The organism is Acidobacteriota bacterium, from assembly GCA_020853395.1.
GTDB lineage: Bacteria > Acidobacteriota > Vicinamibacteria > Vicinamibacterales > SCN-69-37 > JADYYY01.
In genome coordinates, this window is record JADYYY010000019.1 from 108,149 (window position 1) to 124,653 (window position 16,505).

Here is a 16,505-nt window from a genome sequence, read left to right on the forward strand (position 1 = left end):
ACCGCCTCGTCGGAGGCGATCGAGGATGTTCGTTCAGAAGCCGTCACGGTGCCCTCCCGGCCCTCGATTCCGCGCGGGCGCCGGCGAATCGTCCGGCAGTCCCAGGGCCACGGCTTCCAGTGTGAGACCACGGACGCCTCCCGTCTTTGATCTGGCGCAATAGCCAGTGCCGTGTGGGCGACGCCGGACGCGGTGCCGGCCGAGGCTGCCCGCGCGCCGCGGGGCCGGATCAGAACGTGAGCTTCGTCCCGGCCCACACCCGCGCGGGCGCGCCCGGCGCGAAGAACGTCCCCTGCCTGACTGGGAACTCACCGTCGATCGCCGGAAGCGGCCGGGCGATGAAGGCGCCGGTCTCGGTGAACCCCAGAGGCCCGAGCTGGCCGGCGGTGTAGTACTTGCGGTCGAACAGGTTCGTGACCTGCGCGACGAGCTGCACCCAGGGCGCCAAGCGGTACCCGACGCCCAGGTTGACGATCGCGTAGCCGGGTACCGAGCCTGGACCGAGGTAGTACGTGCCGTCCGGCTCGTGCAGGTTGTTCTCGTTGCCGCGGGCGAACGATCCGGACACCGCCAGCAGGTCGACGTCGATCGACAGCTTCGCGCCGACGGGGATGTCCGCGTACGCCTTGAACATGTGGCGCGGCACGAGCGGGATGCGATTGCCGGGCTCGATCGTGATCGAGCCCTCGAGCCCCGGTTCGCCTTCTTCCGCCTCGTCGTTCGCGCTGTTGCTCTCGCCGTTGACCGTCTCTTCGCTCTCGTACGTCGCCGACAGGAAGGTGTAGCCGGCGCCGATCGTGACGCGTCCGATCCGGCTGTGCGCGCCGAGCTCGAGGCCCTTGCGGCGCGTCTCGCCGAAGTTCTTGAAGTAGCCGAAGCCGGTCTGGTCCGAGAGCACGAACAGGATGTCGTCGCGGTTGTCCGCCCTGAACACGCCGGCGCTCCAGTCGATCCCGCGATACGCGCCGCGCGCCCCGCCCTCCCACGTGCGGGTGACGACCTGGTCGAGTGGCGGGTCGCCGGCCATCGCGTTCGGCAGCTTGCAGGGCTCGTCCGGGTTGGCGCAGCCGAGCTCGATGGACGTCGCGGCCCGGCTGCCCTCGCTGTAGCCGCCGTAGAGGTTGAGCGCCTGCGACGGGCTGAACGTCACGCCAGCCGCCGGGTTGAACCGGCCGAACACGTGGTCGCCGTCGAGCGACGCGGGGCCGCCGCCCGGCGTGATCGCGTCGCGGTTCCTGATCGTCGTGCGGTTGTAGCGCCCCGACAACGTCACGCTCCATTTCCGCGAGAGCGTCACGGTGTCGGTCGCGTAGACGCTGACCGTCCGGATCAGGCCGTCGAGATCCACGCGCGTGTCGAACGGCTCGCCGTCGACGTCGCCGCCCGTCTCGGCGTCGCCGAACGCGCCGAGGCCGGTGACGCTGCGGTCCTCGTTCAGATATCCCAGCTCGGTCGACTGGACGAAGCCGGCGCGGCTCCGGTCGTAGCCTCCGCCGGCCGTGAACTGGTTCTCGCCCCCGCTGAAGGCGTGGCGCGCGGCGATCTGTCCGAAGCCGCCGCCGCTCTGCTGAGACGTCTCGCTGCGGTTGATGAGGCCGTTGCACTTCTCGGCGGGCTCGTCCTGGAGGAGCACGTTCGCGATGCAGCGCCACGACGGAAACCGCGTGTTCGAGGCATTGGCGCCGCTCGCCGGCACGCCGGTGTACCCGGCCGCGGCGAGCGCGGCCCGCTCGGCCGCGCTGGGCTGATAGACCGACTGGTCCAGCGACTCCTCGTTGATGTCGCCGTTGAACGTGTCCGTGTGGATGCGGCGGTAGTACACGTTGCCCGACACCAGCACCTTGGCGCTCAGGCTCCGGCTGCCGGTGAGATTGAGAAACGTCGATCGGTTCTCCGTCGTGTCCGGCTTCGTGTAGACGCTCGCGTAGTCGCGATCGAGGAAGCCGGCTTCCTGGAGCCCGTTGCCGTTGAGCGCGTTGTCGGCGTGCGCGGCCGAGACGAACAGCTCGCTCGTCGCTCGCTGCCAGCCGACCTTCCCGAAGATCTGGCGGACGTCGGACGGCGAGTCGTCGCGCCATCCGTCTTCCTTGAACAGGTTGCCCGCCACGTACCAGTTCACGCCGTTCGCCTTGCGGCCTCCGTGCTCGAACTCGATCGAGCGGCGCACGTCGCTGCCGTAGACGGCCTGCACCGTCGTGCCGGGCGCCGTCGCGCCGTTCTTCGTCTGGAGCGCCAGCGCCCCGCCGAGCGTGTTGAGGCCGAACAGCGGGTTCGACCCCGGCATCAGCGTCGTCGTCGAGATCGCGAGCCGCGGAATCAGGTCCCAACTGACGACGTCGCCGAAGGGCTGGTTGAGGCGCACGCCGTCCATGTACACCGACAGGCCCTGCGGCGTGCCGAGAAGCGGCGATCCCGTGTAGCCGCGGTAGTTGATGTCCGGCTGGAACGGGTTGTTCTGGATCTCGTTGGCGAACACCGCGTTGAACCGGCGGGTCAGGAACGACGAGAGGTCGAGCGACTTGCTGCGCTCGATCTCGACGGACGTCGCGGTCTGCGCCGGCGCCGGCACCTTCTCGATCGGCAGGTCGACGCCGGGCAGCGGCGCCGTCTCGATGACCGTGACGGTCGTCGCGAACGTCGGCGGTTGTGCCGGCGGCGAGGGGGCCGACCCCTGCGCGGCACCGGCGGCGTTCTGGGCATCGATGGTTGGAGCGAGCGCGAACAGGAAGGCGGAGAGCAGAAAGCCGACGCGACGTGAGTGCACCACGAATCCTCCGAAGGGCACGCCCTTCTTCTGTATATTCTCGAAAGCCGCCGGATGTTCACGTCCGCCGATCGCCCATCGCGCCGTGGGAGGCGCGGCCGGCGCATGTAGAATCCGTGAGCGCGTGAGATGGCGAGCCAGAAGCTTCATGACGTGATCGACCTGCCGTTCGCGGCGGGCCTCGTCGCGGACAGACCGTCCACGCCCGTTGCGATCCAGGAGCGCGTCCTCGCGCTGTTCGACGAGTGCGGGCCGCGCGTGCGGCGCTACGTCGCGTCGTTCAACCTCGGCGACGCCGCCACCGACGACGTCGTGCAGGAGGTCTTCCTCGCGCTCTTTCGCCACCTGTCGCTCGGCCGGCCCGCCACGAATCTCAACGGCTGGCTCTTCCAGGTCGCGCACAACCTGGCGCTCAAACAGCGGCAGCACACCGTCAGAAGAAGCCTGGTCGAGGGCACGTGGGACGCCGCATCCCTGGACCACGTGGCCGATGCACGGCCGAACCCGGAGCAGCGCCTCGCGGAGCGCCAGCGGCAGCGGCATCTGCTGGGCGTCCTGCGGCTGATGCCCGAACGCGACAAGCAGTGCGTCTACCTGCGCGCCGAGGGGCTCTGCTATCGAGAGATCGCGAAGACCCTCGGCGTGTCGCTGGGCTCGGTCGCGAAATCGATCGTGCGAGCGATCGGCCGCCTCTCGGCTGCGGACATGGAGTGATCGATGCGTCACCCTCACCTGAGCGATCGCGATCTCGTGCTGGCCGCCGACGGCGAGCTCTCCGCTCGCCGCCAGGCCGTCGTCGAGGCTCACCTGGCCGACTGCACGTCGTGCAGCCATCGCCGTGCCGCGCTCTGTCGAGGCGTAATGCTGGCCGCGGCCGGCTACCGGTCGGCGCTGTGCGATGCGGAAGACGCCGCCGCGTCTCGCGAGGCGCTCCGGGCCAGGCTCGCCGCGCTCGTGCGCGAGCGGGAACGCTCGCCCGTCGGGCGCTTCGTGCCGCGGTTCGGTGGCGCGTCGCGCTGGGTCATGATCTGCCCGGCCATCGTCGCGGTCGTCCTGCTCGTCCGCGTCGGCCACGAGCCTGGCGGCCGCTTCCAGCCCGGCGCCATCGCGCCGGTCGAAGACGATGCGCTGCCGGTGGCGTCGCTCACGCCGGGAGCGACATGGAGCGTGACGGCCGAGGAGCTGTGCGCGCCCGGCGCGCACGAGCAGCGGCGCGTTCCCGACGCCGTGCGCGTCCAGGTGCTCCGCGGATACGGGATGGAGCACGAGCCGGCGGAGCGCTACGAGCTCGACTACCTGATCACGCCGGAGCTGGGTGGCGCGCCGAGCGTCGAGAACCTCTGGCCGCAGCGATACGCCTCGCGCACGTGGAACGCCCACGTGAAGGATCAACTGGAGCGGCTGCTGCCGCAGCTCGTCTGCGATGGAACGGTCGCGCTCCAGACGGCGCAGCGGGAGATCGCGGCCGATTGGGTCGCGGCCTACCGCAAGTACTTCCGGACGGACGTGCCGCGGCTTGCGCGCGCGGACCTTCGAGACAACGCGCCGCCCGATTCGATCGACGACGATCTCGTGTATCCGATCTGGCGCTCGGGCGAGGCGCCGGCACTGCGGCTCGTCTCGTTTGCCGTCAGCAGGTGAACGCCGAGGTTCCGCCATCGCCGACCTGCAGTCCGAACTCGACTCGCTGAACGCGCTGCTCGCCGAGTGGCGAACGGCCCGGACGGAGCTGGAGTCGCTCGAGCGGCTGCTCCGCGAAGCCCAGCAGGGCCGCGCGGCCGCGCTCGACCACGGCCTGCGCGACGAGGTCGCCGCCCTCACGCGCGACCTGCACGAGGCGCTGGCGGCCATCAAAGACCGCACGTCCGAGCCGCCGGCTCACAACGCGCCGCCTGCCATCGAGCTTCGGAGCGCACCGGCCGTCGAGGTCCAGAGCGCACCGGCCATCGAACTCCAGAGCGCGGCTGTCGTCGAGCTTCGGAGCGCGGCTGCCGTCGAGCCGATCGGCATCGACGAGGCCGTCGACGCCGAGGCGATCCAGCCGGCCGCGCTCGCGCACGAGAGCGCACCGGCACGGCGCCGCTGGGCGACGCCATGGGTGTACGCGGGCGCCGCCGTCGTTCTCCTTGCGATCGCGGCGGCGACCATCGGTCCTGTCCGCCGCGCTCCAATCGCGTCTCCTCCCGCCGCGGCGGCGGTCGTCCATCCATCGCCTCCATCGAGCGTGAACGATGTTGCCGATCCGCCGCGCGGGTTCTTCGCGTCGCCCGCGTTCCTCGAATTGGCCGCCGCGATCTCGCCACGGACGATCGTGGCGCCGCGGCCGGGGCGCGTGAACGTCGCGCTCTCCGCTCACGGCGCGGTGGCGAGCGCCTCCTCGACCTACCGCTGGGACGGTGAAGGCGCGCTCGGGTGGTTCGACCCGGGCTCGGTCATCAACGGCGATCGCCGCGGCGAGCCGTGGGAGCTCGGCGGCGGCTGGAGCGACGAGACGCCCGGCGAATGGCCCGACTGGATCGAGGTGGCGTTCGACGGCCCGAAGTCGATCGACCAGGTCGACGTCTTCGGCCAGCAGGACGCGGAGCGGACGCCCGACGATCCGACGCCGTCGATGCAGTCCAGCCGATTCGGCTTGAAGGCCTTCACAGTCCAGTACTGGGACGGCGCGCGCTGGCGCACGGTGCCGGGCGGCATCGAGCGGAACAACACGTACGTCTGGTGGCAAACCAGGTTCGCACCGGTGACGACGACGAGGATTCGGCTGTTCATCACGGGGACGCAGAGCCGGTGGAGCCGCGTCATGGAGATCGAGGCGTACGGAATGCCCTGAGCGCGCTGTGCGAACATGGCTCAATGAGCGCGCCGATTCCTCCCTGGGAGCCGTTGTCCGAACCGCTGCTGGCCGACCAGCGCGGCACCTACGATCGCATGCGTGCGGCCGGCCCGCTCGCCGAGTCGCCGCGCGGCGTCACGCTCTTCAGGCACGCGGACGTCGTCGCGGCGGCGGCCGATCCGGCGACCTTCTCGTCGGCCGCGTCCGCGCATCGCATGGTGCCGAACTCGCTCGATCCGCCCGAGCACACGGCGTTTCGCGCGGTCATCGATCCGTTCTTCTCGCCGGAGCGCATGCGCGCGCTCGAGCCGCAGGTTCGCCGTGTCGCGCGCGAGATCGTCGGCGCGCTCCCGCGCGGCGTCACCGTCGATGCGGTCACGGAGCTCGGCTACCCCTTCGCCGTCGACGCGCAGGCGGCGTGGCTGGGATGGCAGGGCATCGAGGATCGACTGCTCGCGTGGATGGCCGACAACCATGCGGCCACGCGCTCGAAGGATCACGCGCGCACGGCCGCCGTGGCCGCCGCGTTCGACGACATCGTCCTGGCCCAGATTCACCGCCGCCGCGAGCTGGGCGCGGCCGCGCCGCAGGATCCGACGACCGAGCTGCTCGACGTCGTCGTGAACGGCGCGCCGCTGCCGGACGCCGACATCGTGTCGATCCTGCGCAACTGGACGGCGGGCGACCTCGCCTCGATGGCCGCGGCGCTCGGCGTCGTCGTCCATTTCCTCGCGACGCACGCGGACGTCCAGGCGCGACTCCGCGCGCGTCCCGGCGACCTGTCGGCGGCGATCGACGAGATGCTGCGGATCGACGATCCCTTCCTCGTCAACCGGCGCGTGACGACGGCGGCGGCGTGCATCGCCGGATTCGACGTCGCGGCCGGCACGCGGATCTATCTGAACTGGACCTCGGCGAACCGCGACGAGCGCGTGTTCGGCGATCCGGACGCGTACCGGCCCGAGGCGCACGCGCCGCACAACCTCGTCTACGGCACCGGCATTCACGCCTGTCCCGGACGTCCGCTCGCGACGATGGAGCTCGTCGTCGCGACGGAGACGCTGCTCGCCGCCACCACCGGCATCGAGCTGTCGCACGAGGCCGAGCCCGCACGGGAGACGTATCCGCTCGGCGGATGGCGTACCGTGCCGGTGCGGCTGTCGTAGCGGGGCCTCCGCGCAGCGGCGCGATTGCGTGACGAGCGGCGTCCGCGCCGTTACGTGAGCGATCCGAAGATCCCGTGACGGCTCGTGCACAGCCGCGGTGCGACGGCGACGGTGACGAGCACCAGGGGCCAGAGCCGGCCGTGGAACACGTCGTAGTCCGCGAAGAGGTCGGGCCACGGCGTGCCGAACGCGAAATGGCCGGTGAGCAGCTCGAAGGCCAGCGTCAGCGCGAGCCAGAGAGCGCCGATGATCCAGGCGTCGCGAGGCGACCGTGGGCCGACCCATCGGATCGTGAGATAGGTCACGAGCAGCACGACGAGGGAGAGCGCGATGGCGCTGATCGCCCGACCGGCGAACGCGCCGATCGCGGGGATGAGCAGCACTTCCCGGACTCCGCCGTTCACGAACGCGAGCACCAGCACCGCCAGCCAGACCACGACCGATCGTCCGAGCATCGCGTCCTCCACCGAACATACTGGCGCGCCGACCGCGGCGAAGTCACCTGGTCAGATGCAACGCCGGCAGCGGGCCGGATCCCATGGAGCGTTCTGTATGATAGGCCGTTCACCCGTGAACGAGCCGATTGCTGCTGCCTCGTCTGCATCGCCTGTCGCTCCGGCGGAGACGGAGCGGACGTACTCGTACCTCTTCGACGTCAGCCCGTTCCCCGCCGTCGTGAGCCGGCTCGCCGACCACACGGTGCTCGCGGTGAACGCGCGGACGTCCGAGGTGATCGGCGTGCCGCAGGCCGAGGCGATCGGCGCGTCGGTCAGCGACTACTACGTGGATCCGGCGCAGCGGATCCAGCTCGCCGAGCAGCTCCGTCGCGACGGCCGGGCCGATTCGCTTCGCCTGCACATCAAGCGGCACAGCGGCGAGCCGTTCTGGGCGATGTGCTCGTCGCGGCTCATCACTTGGCGGGGCGAGCCGGCCGCGCTGACCGTCTTCCACGACATCACCGCGCAGGTCGAGGCCGAGGTGGCGCTCAAGGCCAACGAGCACCGGCTGACGGCGCAGAGCGACGCGCTCACGACGCTGACGGCGCGCTACACGGGCAGCGATCGGTTCGACGAACGCCTGCGCAGCATCCTCGAGATCGCGTCGGAGGCGCTGCAGGTGGAGCGGCTGAGCATGTGGCGCTTCGACGAGACGCGCGGCACCATCCGGTGCCTGGGCCTGTACCGGCGGTCCGAGAAAGGGTACGACCAGGGGGCCGTGCTGCAGCGCGAGAACGCGCCGGCGTACTTCGACGCGCTCGACGGCGAGCGCGTGATCGCCGCCGCCGACGCGCGGACCGATCCGCGCACGGCGGAGTTCCTGCGCGGCTATCTCGATCCCAACCGGATCGGGGCGATGCTCGACGTGCCGCTGCGGCACGACAACCGGACGGTCGGAGTGCTGTGCGCCGAGCACGTCGGCGGGGCGAGGGCCTGGCCGGTCGACGAGCAGAACTTCGCGATCGCGGTGGCCAACCTGGTGGCGGCGGCCGGCGCCGAGGAGGATCGGCGGCGCGCGCTGGCGCGGCTGGCCGACAGCGAGACGCGCGCGCGGCTCGTCATCAACACCGCGCACGACGCGTTCATCGGCATCGACTCGGCCGGCGTCATCGCCGAGTGGAACGCGCAGGCCGAGCGCACGTTCGGGTGGACGCGCGACGAGGCCGTCGGCCGCAACCTGGCCGAGACGATCATTCCGCCCGCCTACCGCGACGCGCACACGAGCGGCATGCGCCGGTTCCACGAGACCGGCGACGCGCCCGTCGTCAACCAGCGCGTCGAGCTGTCGGCCATCCACCGCACGGGCCGCGAGTTCCCCGTCGAGCTGATGATCACGTCGCCGATGAAAGTGGATCGCGGCTACTTCTTCGGCGCGTTCCTCCGCGACATCTCGGATCGCCGCGAGCGCGACGCGGAGCTGCGGCGCGCCAAGGAGTCGGCCGAGGCCGCGACGCGCGCCAAGAGCGAGTTCCTCGCGAACATGAGCCACGAGCTGCGGACGCCGCTCAACGGCGTGATCGGGTACGCGCAACTGCTGCAGCGTGATCGCGCGCTCGGCGGAAGCCAGCGCGACGCGCTCGACGCGATCGCGAAGTGCGGATCGCAGTTGCTCGACCTGATCAACGACGTGCTGGACCTCTCGAAGATCGAAGCGGGCCGGCTCGACATCGAGGAGGCGCCCACCGATCTCGCCGGTCTCGTCGCCGATCTCCGGGCCGTCGTCGCCGAGGCGGCCGAGCGCAAGGGCCTCCGGCTGACGATGACGGTCGACGCCGGCGTGCCGGCGGTCGTGGTGCTCGACGGCCGTCACCTGCGGCAGGCGCTCCTCAACCTGCTCGGCAACGCGGTCAAGTTCACGTCCTCGGGCGACGTGCGGCTGGGCATCGCGTGCGCGGACGACCGGCTGCGGTTCGAGGTCGTCGACACCGGCGTCGGCATCGAGCCGGACGCGCTCACGGCGATCTTCGCGGCCTTCGCGCAGACGAAGACCGGCGCGGCGGCGGGCGGCACGGGCCTGGGGCTGGCGATCTCCGATCACCTGATCCGGCGGATGGGCGGCGCGCTCGCCGTCGAGAGCACGCTCGGCACGGGCAGCCGCTTCTGGTTCACGCTGCCGCTGACGCAGGACCGCGAGAACGTGCGGCCGCGGCCGGCCGACCCGGCCGGCGCGATCGCGCCGCTCGACGCGCGGCTCGCGCCCGGCCAGCGCGTCACGGCGCTCGTCGTGGACGACAGCACGGCCAACCGCCGGATCCTCGCGAGCCTGCTCGAGAGCGCGGGCGTGCAGGTGCTCACGGCAGCCGGCGGCCGGGAGGCGCTCGCGATCGCGCGCAAGGAGCTGCCCGACATCGTCTTCATGGACCTGAAGATGGAGGACCTCGACGGGCTGGAGGCGACCCGCCAGCTCGCGCGGGACCCGGCGACGGCCGCGATCCCGGTGATCGCCGTGACGGCGAGCGCCATCGGCAACGTGCGACAGGCGGCGCGCGACGCCGGCTGCATCGACTACCTGTCGAAGCCGATCCGCGCGCCGTTGCTCTTCGGGATGCTGCAGACGCATTTGGGCGTGCGCTGGATCAGCGGCAGCGATCGACCGGTGATCCCGGCGTCGGGCGGCACCGGCGAGATCGCCCGCGGCGCGGAGATCGCCGCCAGGCTCCGGAGTGCGATCGCGCTCGGCGACGTCGGCGGCATCCAGGCGCTCGCCCGCGAGCTGACGAGCGGCACGATGGCCGAGGCCCGCCTGGGCGAGCGCATCGGCCGCCTCGCCGGCGAGTTCGACTTCAGCGGCCTCGGCGCGCTCGCCGACTCGCTGGCACCATGAGGCCCGAGATCCCACGACGCTCTGCGTCGCTTCCGCCGACAGGTTCGAGCACGTGACGACGCCCGCGACACCGCCAGGCCCGCAGATCCTGCTGGTGGACGACAACGCCACCAACCTGCAGGTGCTCTACCAGACGCTCGACGGGAGAGGGTATCGGCTGCTCGCCGCGCGCAGCGGCAAGGATGCGATCGCGATCGCCGGCCGTGCGCGTGCCGATCTGATCCTCCTCGACGTCATGATGCCGGAGATGGACGGCTTCGAGACGTGCCGGCGTCTCAAGGCCGGCGACGCCACACGCGAGGCCGCGATCATCTTTCTGTCGGCCGTGACCGAGGCGAGCGAGAAGGTCCGCGGCCTGGAGCTCGGCGCCGTCGATTTCATCAACAAGCCGTTCCAGGCCGAGGAAGTGCTCGCGCGCGTCAGGACGCACCTGACGATTCGCGATCTCCAGCAGCAGCTCCGCCGGCGCAACGAGCAGCTCGAGCACGAGCTGACCGTCGCGCAGGAGCTGCTGCGCGAGGCGCGCGACCGCAGCGACGGCGTGCTGCTCGGCGACAGCGAAGCGGCCGTGCGGCTGCGCCGCGACATCGAGGCGGTCGCGGCCTCCGACGACGCGCTGCTCATCAGCGGGCCGCCGGGCAGCGACCACGAGGCCGTCGCGCGCGTCGTGCACCATCAGTCGCGCCGCGGCGGGCGCGCCATCATCTGCCTCAACGGCCTGTCGGTCGCGTCGCACGCATCGCCGTCGCTCGCCGAGACCGGCGTCGACGTGAGCGTCTTCGACAAGCTGCGCCTGGCCGACGGCGGCACGCTCTACCTCGAGGGCATCCAGCACCTGCCGCACGAGGCGCAGCGCCTGCTCGCCGAGCACATCCGGACGATGGACGAGGCGCGACGCCAGGGCCGCACGCCGGATCCCGACGTTCGCGTGATCGCGTCGACGACGCGGAGCGTGGACGACGAGCTGGACGCCGGGCGCCTCTCGCCCGAGCTGCACCGCGCGCTGCCGGCGACGCTGGATCTCGCGCCGCTGCGCGCGCGGCTCGACGATCTGCCGGCGCTCGCCGGCCACATCCTCCGGCGCCAGGCCGACCAGGCCGGCCGGACCGTGCCGATCATCTCCGGCGAATCGATGCAGCGGCTGAAGCGCTACCGCTGGCCGGGCAACCTGCGCGAGCTGCGCAACGTGCTGGGCGCGGCGCTCGCTGCGAGCCAGGGGCCGACCCTCGACATCGGCGAGCACCTGCTCGACAACGGCATCCGCGTCGGCAGCTACACGCTGATCGAGAAGCTCGGATCGGGCGGGATGGGCGAAGTGTGGCTGGCGCGGCATCGGCTGCTCGCGCGTCCGGCGGCCGTCAAGCTCGTCCGCGATTCGGTCATCGCGCTCGACGAGGACGGCCAGGGCGTGCGCCAGCGCTTCGCCCGCGAGGCGCACGCGACCGCCGAGCTGCAATCGCCGCACACCGTGCAGCTCTTCGACTTCGGCATGACCGACACCGGCAGCTTCTACTACGTGATGGAGCGGCTCCGCGGCCTCGACCTCCAGCGGTTGATCGAGCGCTACGGTCCGATGCCCGAGGAGCGCGCCGTCGCGCTGCTGAAGCAGGCGTGCCTGTCGCTCGCCGAGGCGCACGGCCTGGGCCTCGTGCATCGCGACGTCAAGCCGGCCAACCTCTTCGTCTGCCGATTGGGCCGGGAGTACGATTTCCTCAAAGTGCTCGACTTCGGCGTGGTCTCACGGCACGGCCGGCGATCGGCGGAGCCGATGACCGTCTCGGGCCTGATCCTCGGGACGCCGGCGTTCCTGGCGCCGGAGCTCGTGTCCGGGCGCGACGGCTTCGACGGCCGCGCGGACATCTACGCGCTCGGCTGCGTCGCGTGCTGGTTGCTCACCGGGCATCCGCCGTTCGAAGCGCCCGACGCGATGGCGCTCCTGATGCACCACGCGAGGACGACGCCCGGGCCGCCGTCGAGCCGGCGGCCCGGTGCGGTCTCGCCGGAGATGGACGCGCTCGTGCTCGACTGTCTCGCGAAGGATCCCGCCAAGCGGCCTGCCACGGCCGAGGTCCTCTGGGAGCGCCTCGATCGGCTGTCGGCCGGTACGCCATGGGATCAGCGCCGCGCGCGCGAGTGGTGGGAGCAGCACGAAGCCGGCCTCGTGGGCCGCGCGGGCGCCTGATCGGAGTTGTCCCACGCAATGGTCCCGCTCCCGGGTTGACGAGCTCGTCGCCGGATCCGTCGTGATCCCGTCGCTCGTCCGGGCCGCACCGTGGCGCGGCCGCGCGCGGAATGCGGCCGCTTCGTGGCCGCTGAAGGCGCGCCTCGACGAGCCTGAGCCAGGTTGCCTCCCGCGGCCCGCCGGCCGCGCCCGCGTGCGCGGCGCCGCCAGCGCTTCGTCGACTACCCTGGCTCGCGCGGCCCGGCCAGCCGCCGCACGTCGTCGATCGTGTTCGCGTCCTCGGCCGTCTTGTCGGTGCGGTAGCGCTTCACGCGCGCGAATCGGAGCGCGAGCCCGCCGGCGTACACCCGGCTGTCCTGGATCTCGTTGAAGGCCACCTCCACGACGAGCTCGGGCCGGACGAAGACGACGATCCCGTCGCGCGCCACTTCGAGCGACAGCAGGCGCTCCGTCTGCCAGGCGAGCATCTCGTCGGTCATGCCCTTGAAGGTCTTGCCGAGCATGACGAACGTGCGCGTCGCCGGGTCGCGTGCGCCGAGGTGCAGGTTGCTGAGCCAGCCGCGCCGGCGGCCGTGCCCCCATTCGGCGGCGAGCACGACCAGGTCGAGCGTCCGCGCCTGCTTGACCTTGAGCCACGCGGCGCCGCGGCGTCCGGCGGCGTACGGTGCCGCGAGCGACTTGGCCATCACGCCCTCGTGCCCGCGGTCCGCCGCGTCGCGCGCGAACGCGGCGGCCTCCGCACGGGTCGGCCGAACGACGCGTGGCACCGACAGGGCGTCGGCCGCATCCTGCAGCACGGCCACGCGGCGCTCGAGCGGCTCGTCCACGAGCGGCGCGTCGTCGACGAGCAGGCAGTCGAAGGCGAAGAGCGTGAGCGGCAGGTCGAGGCGCAGGTCGTCGACGCCGCGCGTGCGTCCGAAGCGCCGCATGGTCGTTTGAAACGGCCGCGGCGTGCCGCCGGGGCCGAGCGCGATGACCTCGCCGTCGAGGATCAGGCTGCGCGCGGGCAGGGCCGCGACGACCGCGGCGATCTCCGGCACCGACGCCGTGACGTCGTTCAGCGTGCGCGAGAAGACGCGGACGTCGTCTCCCGCCTTGTGGAGCTGCACGCGCGCGCCGTCGAGCTTGTACTCGAGGGCGGCGCCGGCGTCGGAGAGATCGTCGAGCGCGGCATCGAGTCCCTCGGCCGAGTCGGCGAGCATCGGCCGGATCGGTTGCATGACGCGAACGGCGATGGCGTCGAGCGCGCGCTCGCCGCCGGCGAGCGCCGCGTGCGCCGCCGCCGGCAGGTCGCCCGCCATGAGCACGGCGCGCCTGAGCCGCGCCGCCGACACGCCGGCGGCGCGCGCGACGGCCTCGAGCACGACGCCTTCGAGCGCGCCCTGCCGCAGCTCGCCGTAGAGCAGCCGCCGCAGGAAGTCCTGTTCGGGCCGCGTCGCCTTCTCGAACAGCGCCGTGAGCTGCCGGGCGCGCTCGCGCGCGGCGCCGGATCCGGCCACGCGCGCCAACTCGTCGAGCCGCGCGTCCACGTCCGCGACGGTCAGCTCGGGCGCCTCGGCCGGCCTCGTCCCCGCGGCGGCGGAAATCGCGGCGTGGCCGATGCCAATCCGTCCCTGGCGCGGCGCGCCCGACAGCCAGGCGACGACGGGCACGACGTCGTCAGGGGCGAGGCGACGAACGAGCTCCGCCATCCGGCCGATCTTGTCGAGGCGGCTCGACGTCGCCGCCACGGCGTCTGATACGCCGGCCACCTCCGCGAACCGCATGTCGCGATCGTAGCGTGCCGGGACTGAGCGCCGCGGGTGGTTCTCGCATACCATTGGCAACGGTTCGTCAGGGAACGCGCCGCGCGTCCGCGTCGTCACCGCGTCAGCCCCGTCATCTTCGAGGCCTCATGTCCCAGCGCCGCCAGCTCTTGCCGTTCCGCGCGCTCGTCGTCGCGGTGGTCGTCGTCTCGTCAGCATGGATCGTGTCGGGCCAGCAGCCGCGCCGCGAGTGGCGCGACTACGGCGGCGGCCCCGCCTCGTCGCGGTTCGTCGAGCTGACCCAGATCACGCGGTCGAACGTCGCGGACCTCGAGGTGGCCTGGACGTACCCGCACGGGCAGACCGGGTTCAATCCCGTGATGGCGCGTGGCGTCATCTACGCGCGCGGGCGCGGCAACGCGCTCGTCGCGCTGGACGCGGCGACGGGCCGCGAGCTGTGGGTGCACGACCAGGTGGGCGGCATCGCGCCGCGCGGCATCAACTACTGGGAGAACGCGGACGGCAGCGATCGACGGCTGATCTTCACGATCAACGACTACTTGCAGGAGATCGACGCGAAGACCGGCCGGCTCGTCCGCACGTTCGGCGTCAACGGCGCCGTGGATCTGCGCGAGGGCCTCGGGCGCGATCCGTCGACGCTCGGGCGCGTGCAGTCCGGCACGCCCGGCAAGGTGTGGCAGAACCTGATCCTTCTCGGGTCCGCGCCGGGCGAGGCGTACTTCTCCGCGCCGGGCGACCTGCGCGCCTTCGACGTCGTCACCGGCAAGCTCGTGTGGCAGTTCCACACCGTGCCGCACCCGGGCGAGTTCGGGTACGAGACGTGGCCCAAGGACGCGTGGAAGTACATCGGCGGTGCGAACACGTGGGGCGAGGTCTCGATCGACGCGGCGCGCGGCATCGCGTACTTCCCGACCGGATCGGCGACGTTCGACTACTACGGCGGCGACCGCGTCGGCCAGAATCTCTTCGCCAACTGCCTCATCGCGCTCGACGCCAGGACGGGCAGGCGCCTCTGGCACTTCCAGAACGTCCACCACGATCTCTGGGACTTCGACAACGTCTCGGCGCCGCAGTTGACGACGATCCGTCACGACGGCCGCACGGTGGACGTCGTCGCGATGGCGGGCAAGACCGGGTACCTCTACGTCTTCGACCGCGTCAGCGGGCAGCCGATCTGGCCGATCGAGGAGCGGCCGGTGCCGACGAAGACCGACGTGCCGGGCGAGGTGCTCTGGCCGACGCAGCCGATCCCGACGAACCCGCCGCCGTTCGGCCGGCAGACGTTCGGGCTCGACGACATCAACCCGTACCTGCTGACCGACGAGCAGCGCGCGAGCTATCGCCAGCGCGTCGCGAAGGCGCGCAACGACGGCCAGTTCACGCCGATCGGCTTCGACGAAGTCGTGCACATGCCGGGCAATCACGGCGGGTCCAACTACGGCAGCACGTCGGCGGATCCGCGGAACGGCCGCGTCTACGTGATCACGTTCAACGTGCCGGCGCTCATGCGGCTGCTCAGGACGGGCGAGCAGCCGAGCGCCGCCGGCGCCGGCGCGTCGATTCCGGGGTTCACTCAGTACCAGACGCACTGCCAGGCCTGCCACGGTCCGATGCTGCAGGGCAGCGGCAGCGTGCCGTCGCTCATCGGCGTCGCGTCGCGCGTTCCGGCCGCCGATCTCCGTGCCGTCATCGTCAACGGCCGCAACCAGATGCCCGCGAACCACCAGTTGAGCGACGAGGACGTGAACGCGTTGATGTCGCTGCTCGCGTTGGCGAGCGGCGGCGCGACGGCCGGCGGTCCGGCGGCCGATCCGCCGGCGGCCGGCGTGCTCGTCGAGTCCGGTCCGGCTGCCGTGCGGCCGTCGTCGGGCGGGCGGGGAGGCGGCGGAGGTGGGGGCCTGATGGGCGCGGGCGACTACCCGGACGGTGTGTCCGCGCCGGCGCGGCTCGTGATGGATGGCTACGGGCTCCATCCCGATCTGATCAATCCGCCCTACACGACGCTCACCGGGTACGACCTCAACACCGGCACGATCAAGTGGCAGATCGGGCTCGGCGACGAGCCGCGGCTCGTCGCGCGCGGCATCCGCGGCACCGGAGCGGCCAACCTCGGCGTCAAGGGATCGGTGGTCGTCACCGCGAACGGCCTGCTGTTCGTCAACGCCGCGGACCAGAAGGTCCACGTGTACGACGCGGACAGCGGCAAGGAGCTGCACCAGTTGCCGCTCGGCGCGCCGACGAGCGGCTCGCCGTCGATGTACGAGCACGGCGGCCGGCAGTACCTGCTCGTCACCGCGTCGGGCCAGACGCCGGCCGTCAAGGAGGCGGTGTATCCAACGGGACCGACCGGTCTCGTCGCCTACGCGCTGAAGAAGCGCTAGCGGTCTATCGGGCGCTGAGCCGGCACGGCTGCCGGAGCGCCGCGTCCGGATCGCAAGGCCGCATCGAACCTTCGGGCCGCGATTGTTCGTAT

General features: G+C 71.6%; 10 protein-coding genes. 7 read left to right on the forward strand and 3 right to left on the reverse strand.

Translation table 11 applies throughout. The annotated features are described in order from the left end of the window. Nucleotides 1-229 precede the first annotated feature (229 nt). Nucleotides 230-2,914 (reverse strand): TonB-dependent receptor, encoded by a 2,685-nt coding sequence (locus IT184_17020; GenBank protein MCC7010513.1) that lies wholly within the window; start codon nucleotides 2,912-2,914, stop codon nucleotides 230-232. Between IT184_17020 and IT184_17025 the strand changes: the two genes are divergently transcribed. The 4 genes from IT184_17025 to IT184_17040 are packed head-to-tail and all read left to right on the forward strand — an operon-like array spanning nucleotide 2,894 to nucleotide 6,763. After that, nucleotides 2,894-3,478, forward strand: coding sequence for a sigma-70 family RNA polymerase sigma factor (locus IT184_17025; protein ID MCC7010514.1), 585 nt, complete (start codon nucleotides 2,894-2,896; stop codon nucleotides 3,476-3,478). The two genes, IT184_17020 and IT184_17025, sit on opposite strands and share 21 nt — an antisense overlap. A 3-nt stretch (nucleotides 3,479-3,481) precedes the next feature. Then, on the forward strand, nucleotides 3,482-4,405 hold the full coding sequence (locus IT184_17030; GenBank protein ID MCC7010515.1) for a zf-HC2 domain-containing protein: 924 nt from the start codon (nucleotides 3,482-3,484) through the stop codon (nucleotides 4,403-4,405). Beyond that, a complete protein-coding gene (locus tag IT184_17035) occupies nucleotides 4,389-5,594 on the forward strand; it encodes a hypothetical protein (GenBank protein MCC7010516.1) in 1,206 nt (401 codons plus the stop codon). The genes IT184_17030 and IT184_17035 overlap by 17 nt, the downstream gene beginning before the upstream one ends. Nucleotides 5,595-5,617: 23 nt before the next feature. Further along, nucleotides 5,618-6,763, forward strand: coding sequence for a cytochrome P450 (locus IT184_17040; protein ID MCC7010517.1), 1,146 nt, complete (start codon nucleotides 5,618-5,620; stop codon nucleotides 6,761-6,763). Between the two features lie 50 nt (nucleotides 6,764-6,813). Here IT184_17040 and IT184_17045 read toward each other — a convergent pair whose 3' ends face one another. After that, nucleotides 6,814-7,218, reverse strand: coding sequence for a hypothetical protein (locus tag IT184_17045; GenBank protein MCC7010518.1), 405 nt, complete (start codon nucleotides 7,216-7,218; stop codon nucleotides 6,814-6,816). Nucleotides 7,219-7,333: 115 nt separating this feature from the next. On the opposite strand from IT184_17045, the gene IT184_17050 reads away from it, so the two are divergent. Further along, complete coding sequence (locus IT184_17050) at nucleotides 7,334-10,084, forward strand: PAS domain S-box protein (protein MCC7010519.1); 2,751 nt, start codon at nucleotides 7,334-7,336, stop codon at nucleotides 10,082-10,084. A gap of 52 nt (nucleotides 10,085-10,136) precedes the next feature. Further along, the gene (locus IT184_17055) at nucleotides 10,137-12,266 is read left to right on the forward strand and encodes a response regulator (GenBank protein ID MCC7010520.1); all 2,130 of its coding nucleotides are present in this window, start codon (nucleotides 10,137-10,139) and stop codon (nucleotides 12,264-12,266) included. A gap of 221 nt (nucleotides 12,267-12,487) precedes the next feature. Here the strand turns inward: IT184_17055 and IT184_17060 are convergent, their stop codons facing one another. Continuing rightward, nucleotides 12,488-14,032: an ATP-dependent DNA ligase gene (locus tag IT184_17060; GenBank protein ID MCC7010521.1), complete on the reverse strand. Its 1,545-nt coding sequence runs from the start codon at nucleotides 14,030-14,032 to the stop codon at nucleotides 12,488-12,490. 128 nt (nucleotides 14,033-14,160) lie between these two features. Between IT184_17060 and IT184_17065 the strand changes: the two genes are divergently transcribed. After that, nucleotides 14,161-16,413 carry a PQQ-binding-like beta-propeller repeat protein gene (locus IT184_17065; protein MCC7010522.1) on the forward strand — a complete coding sequence of 751 codons (2,253 nt, stop codon included), beginning with the start codon at nucleotides 14,161-14,163 and terminating at the stop codon, nucleotides 16,411-16,413. The last annotated feature ends 92 nt before the right edge of the window (nucleotides 16,414-16,505 follow it).

Excerpts from the sequence above, each read along its gene's own strand:
- IT184_17025 (MCC7010514.1), top strand. The coding sequence starts at position 2,894 with ATGGCGAGCCAGAAGCTTCATGACGTGATCGACCTGCCGTTCGCGGCG.
- IT184_17020 (MCC7010513.1), bottom strand. The coding sequence starts at position 2,914 with ATGAAGCTTCTGGCTCGCCATCTCACGCGCTCACGGATTCTACATGCG.
- IT184_17030 (MCC7010515.1), top strand. The coding sequence starts at position 3,482 with ATGCGTCACCCTCACCTGAGCGATCGCGATCTCGTGCTGGCCGCCGAC.
- IT184_17040 (MCC7010517.1), top strand. The coding sequence starts at position 5,618 with ATGAGCGCGCCGATTCCTCCCTGGGAGCCGTTGTCCGAACCGCTGCTG.
- IT184_17045 (MCC7010518.1), bottom strand. The coding sequence starts at position 7,218 with ATGCTCGGACGATCGGTCGTGGTCTGGCTGGCGGTGCTGGTGCTCGCG.
- IT184_17060 (MCC7010521.1), bottom strand. The coding sequence starts at position 14,032 with ATGCGGTTCGCGGAGGTGGCCGGCGTATCAGACGCCGTGGCGGCGACG.
- IT184_17065 (MCC7010522.1), top strand. The coding sequence starts at position 14,161 with ATGTCCCAGCGCCGCCAGCTCTTGCCGTTCCGCGCGCTCGTCGTCGCG.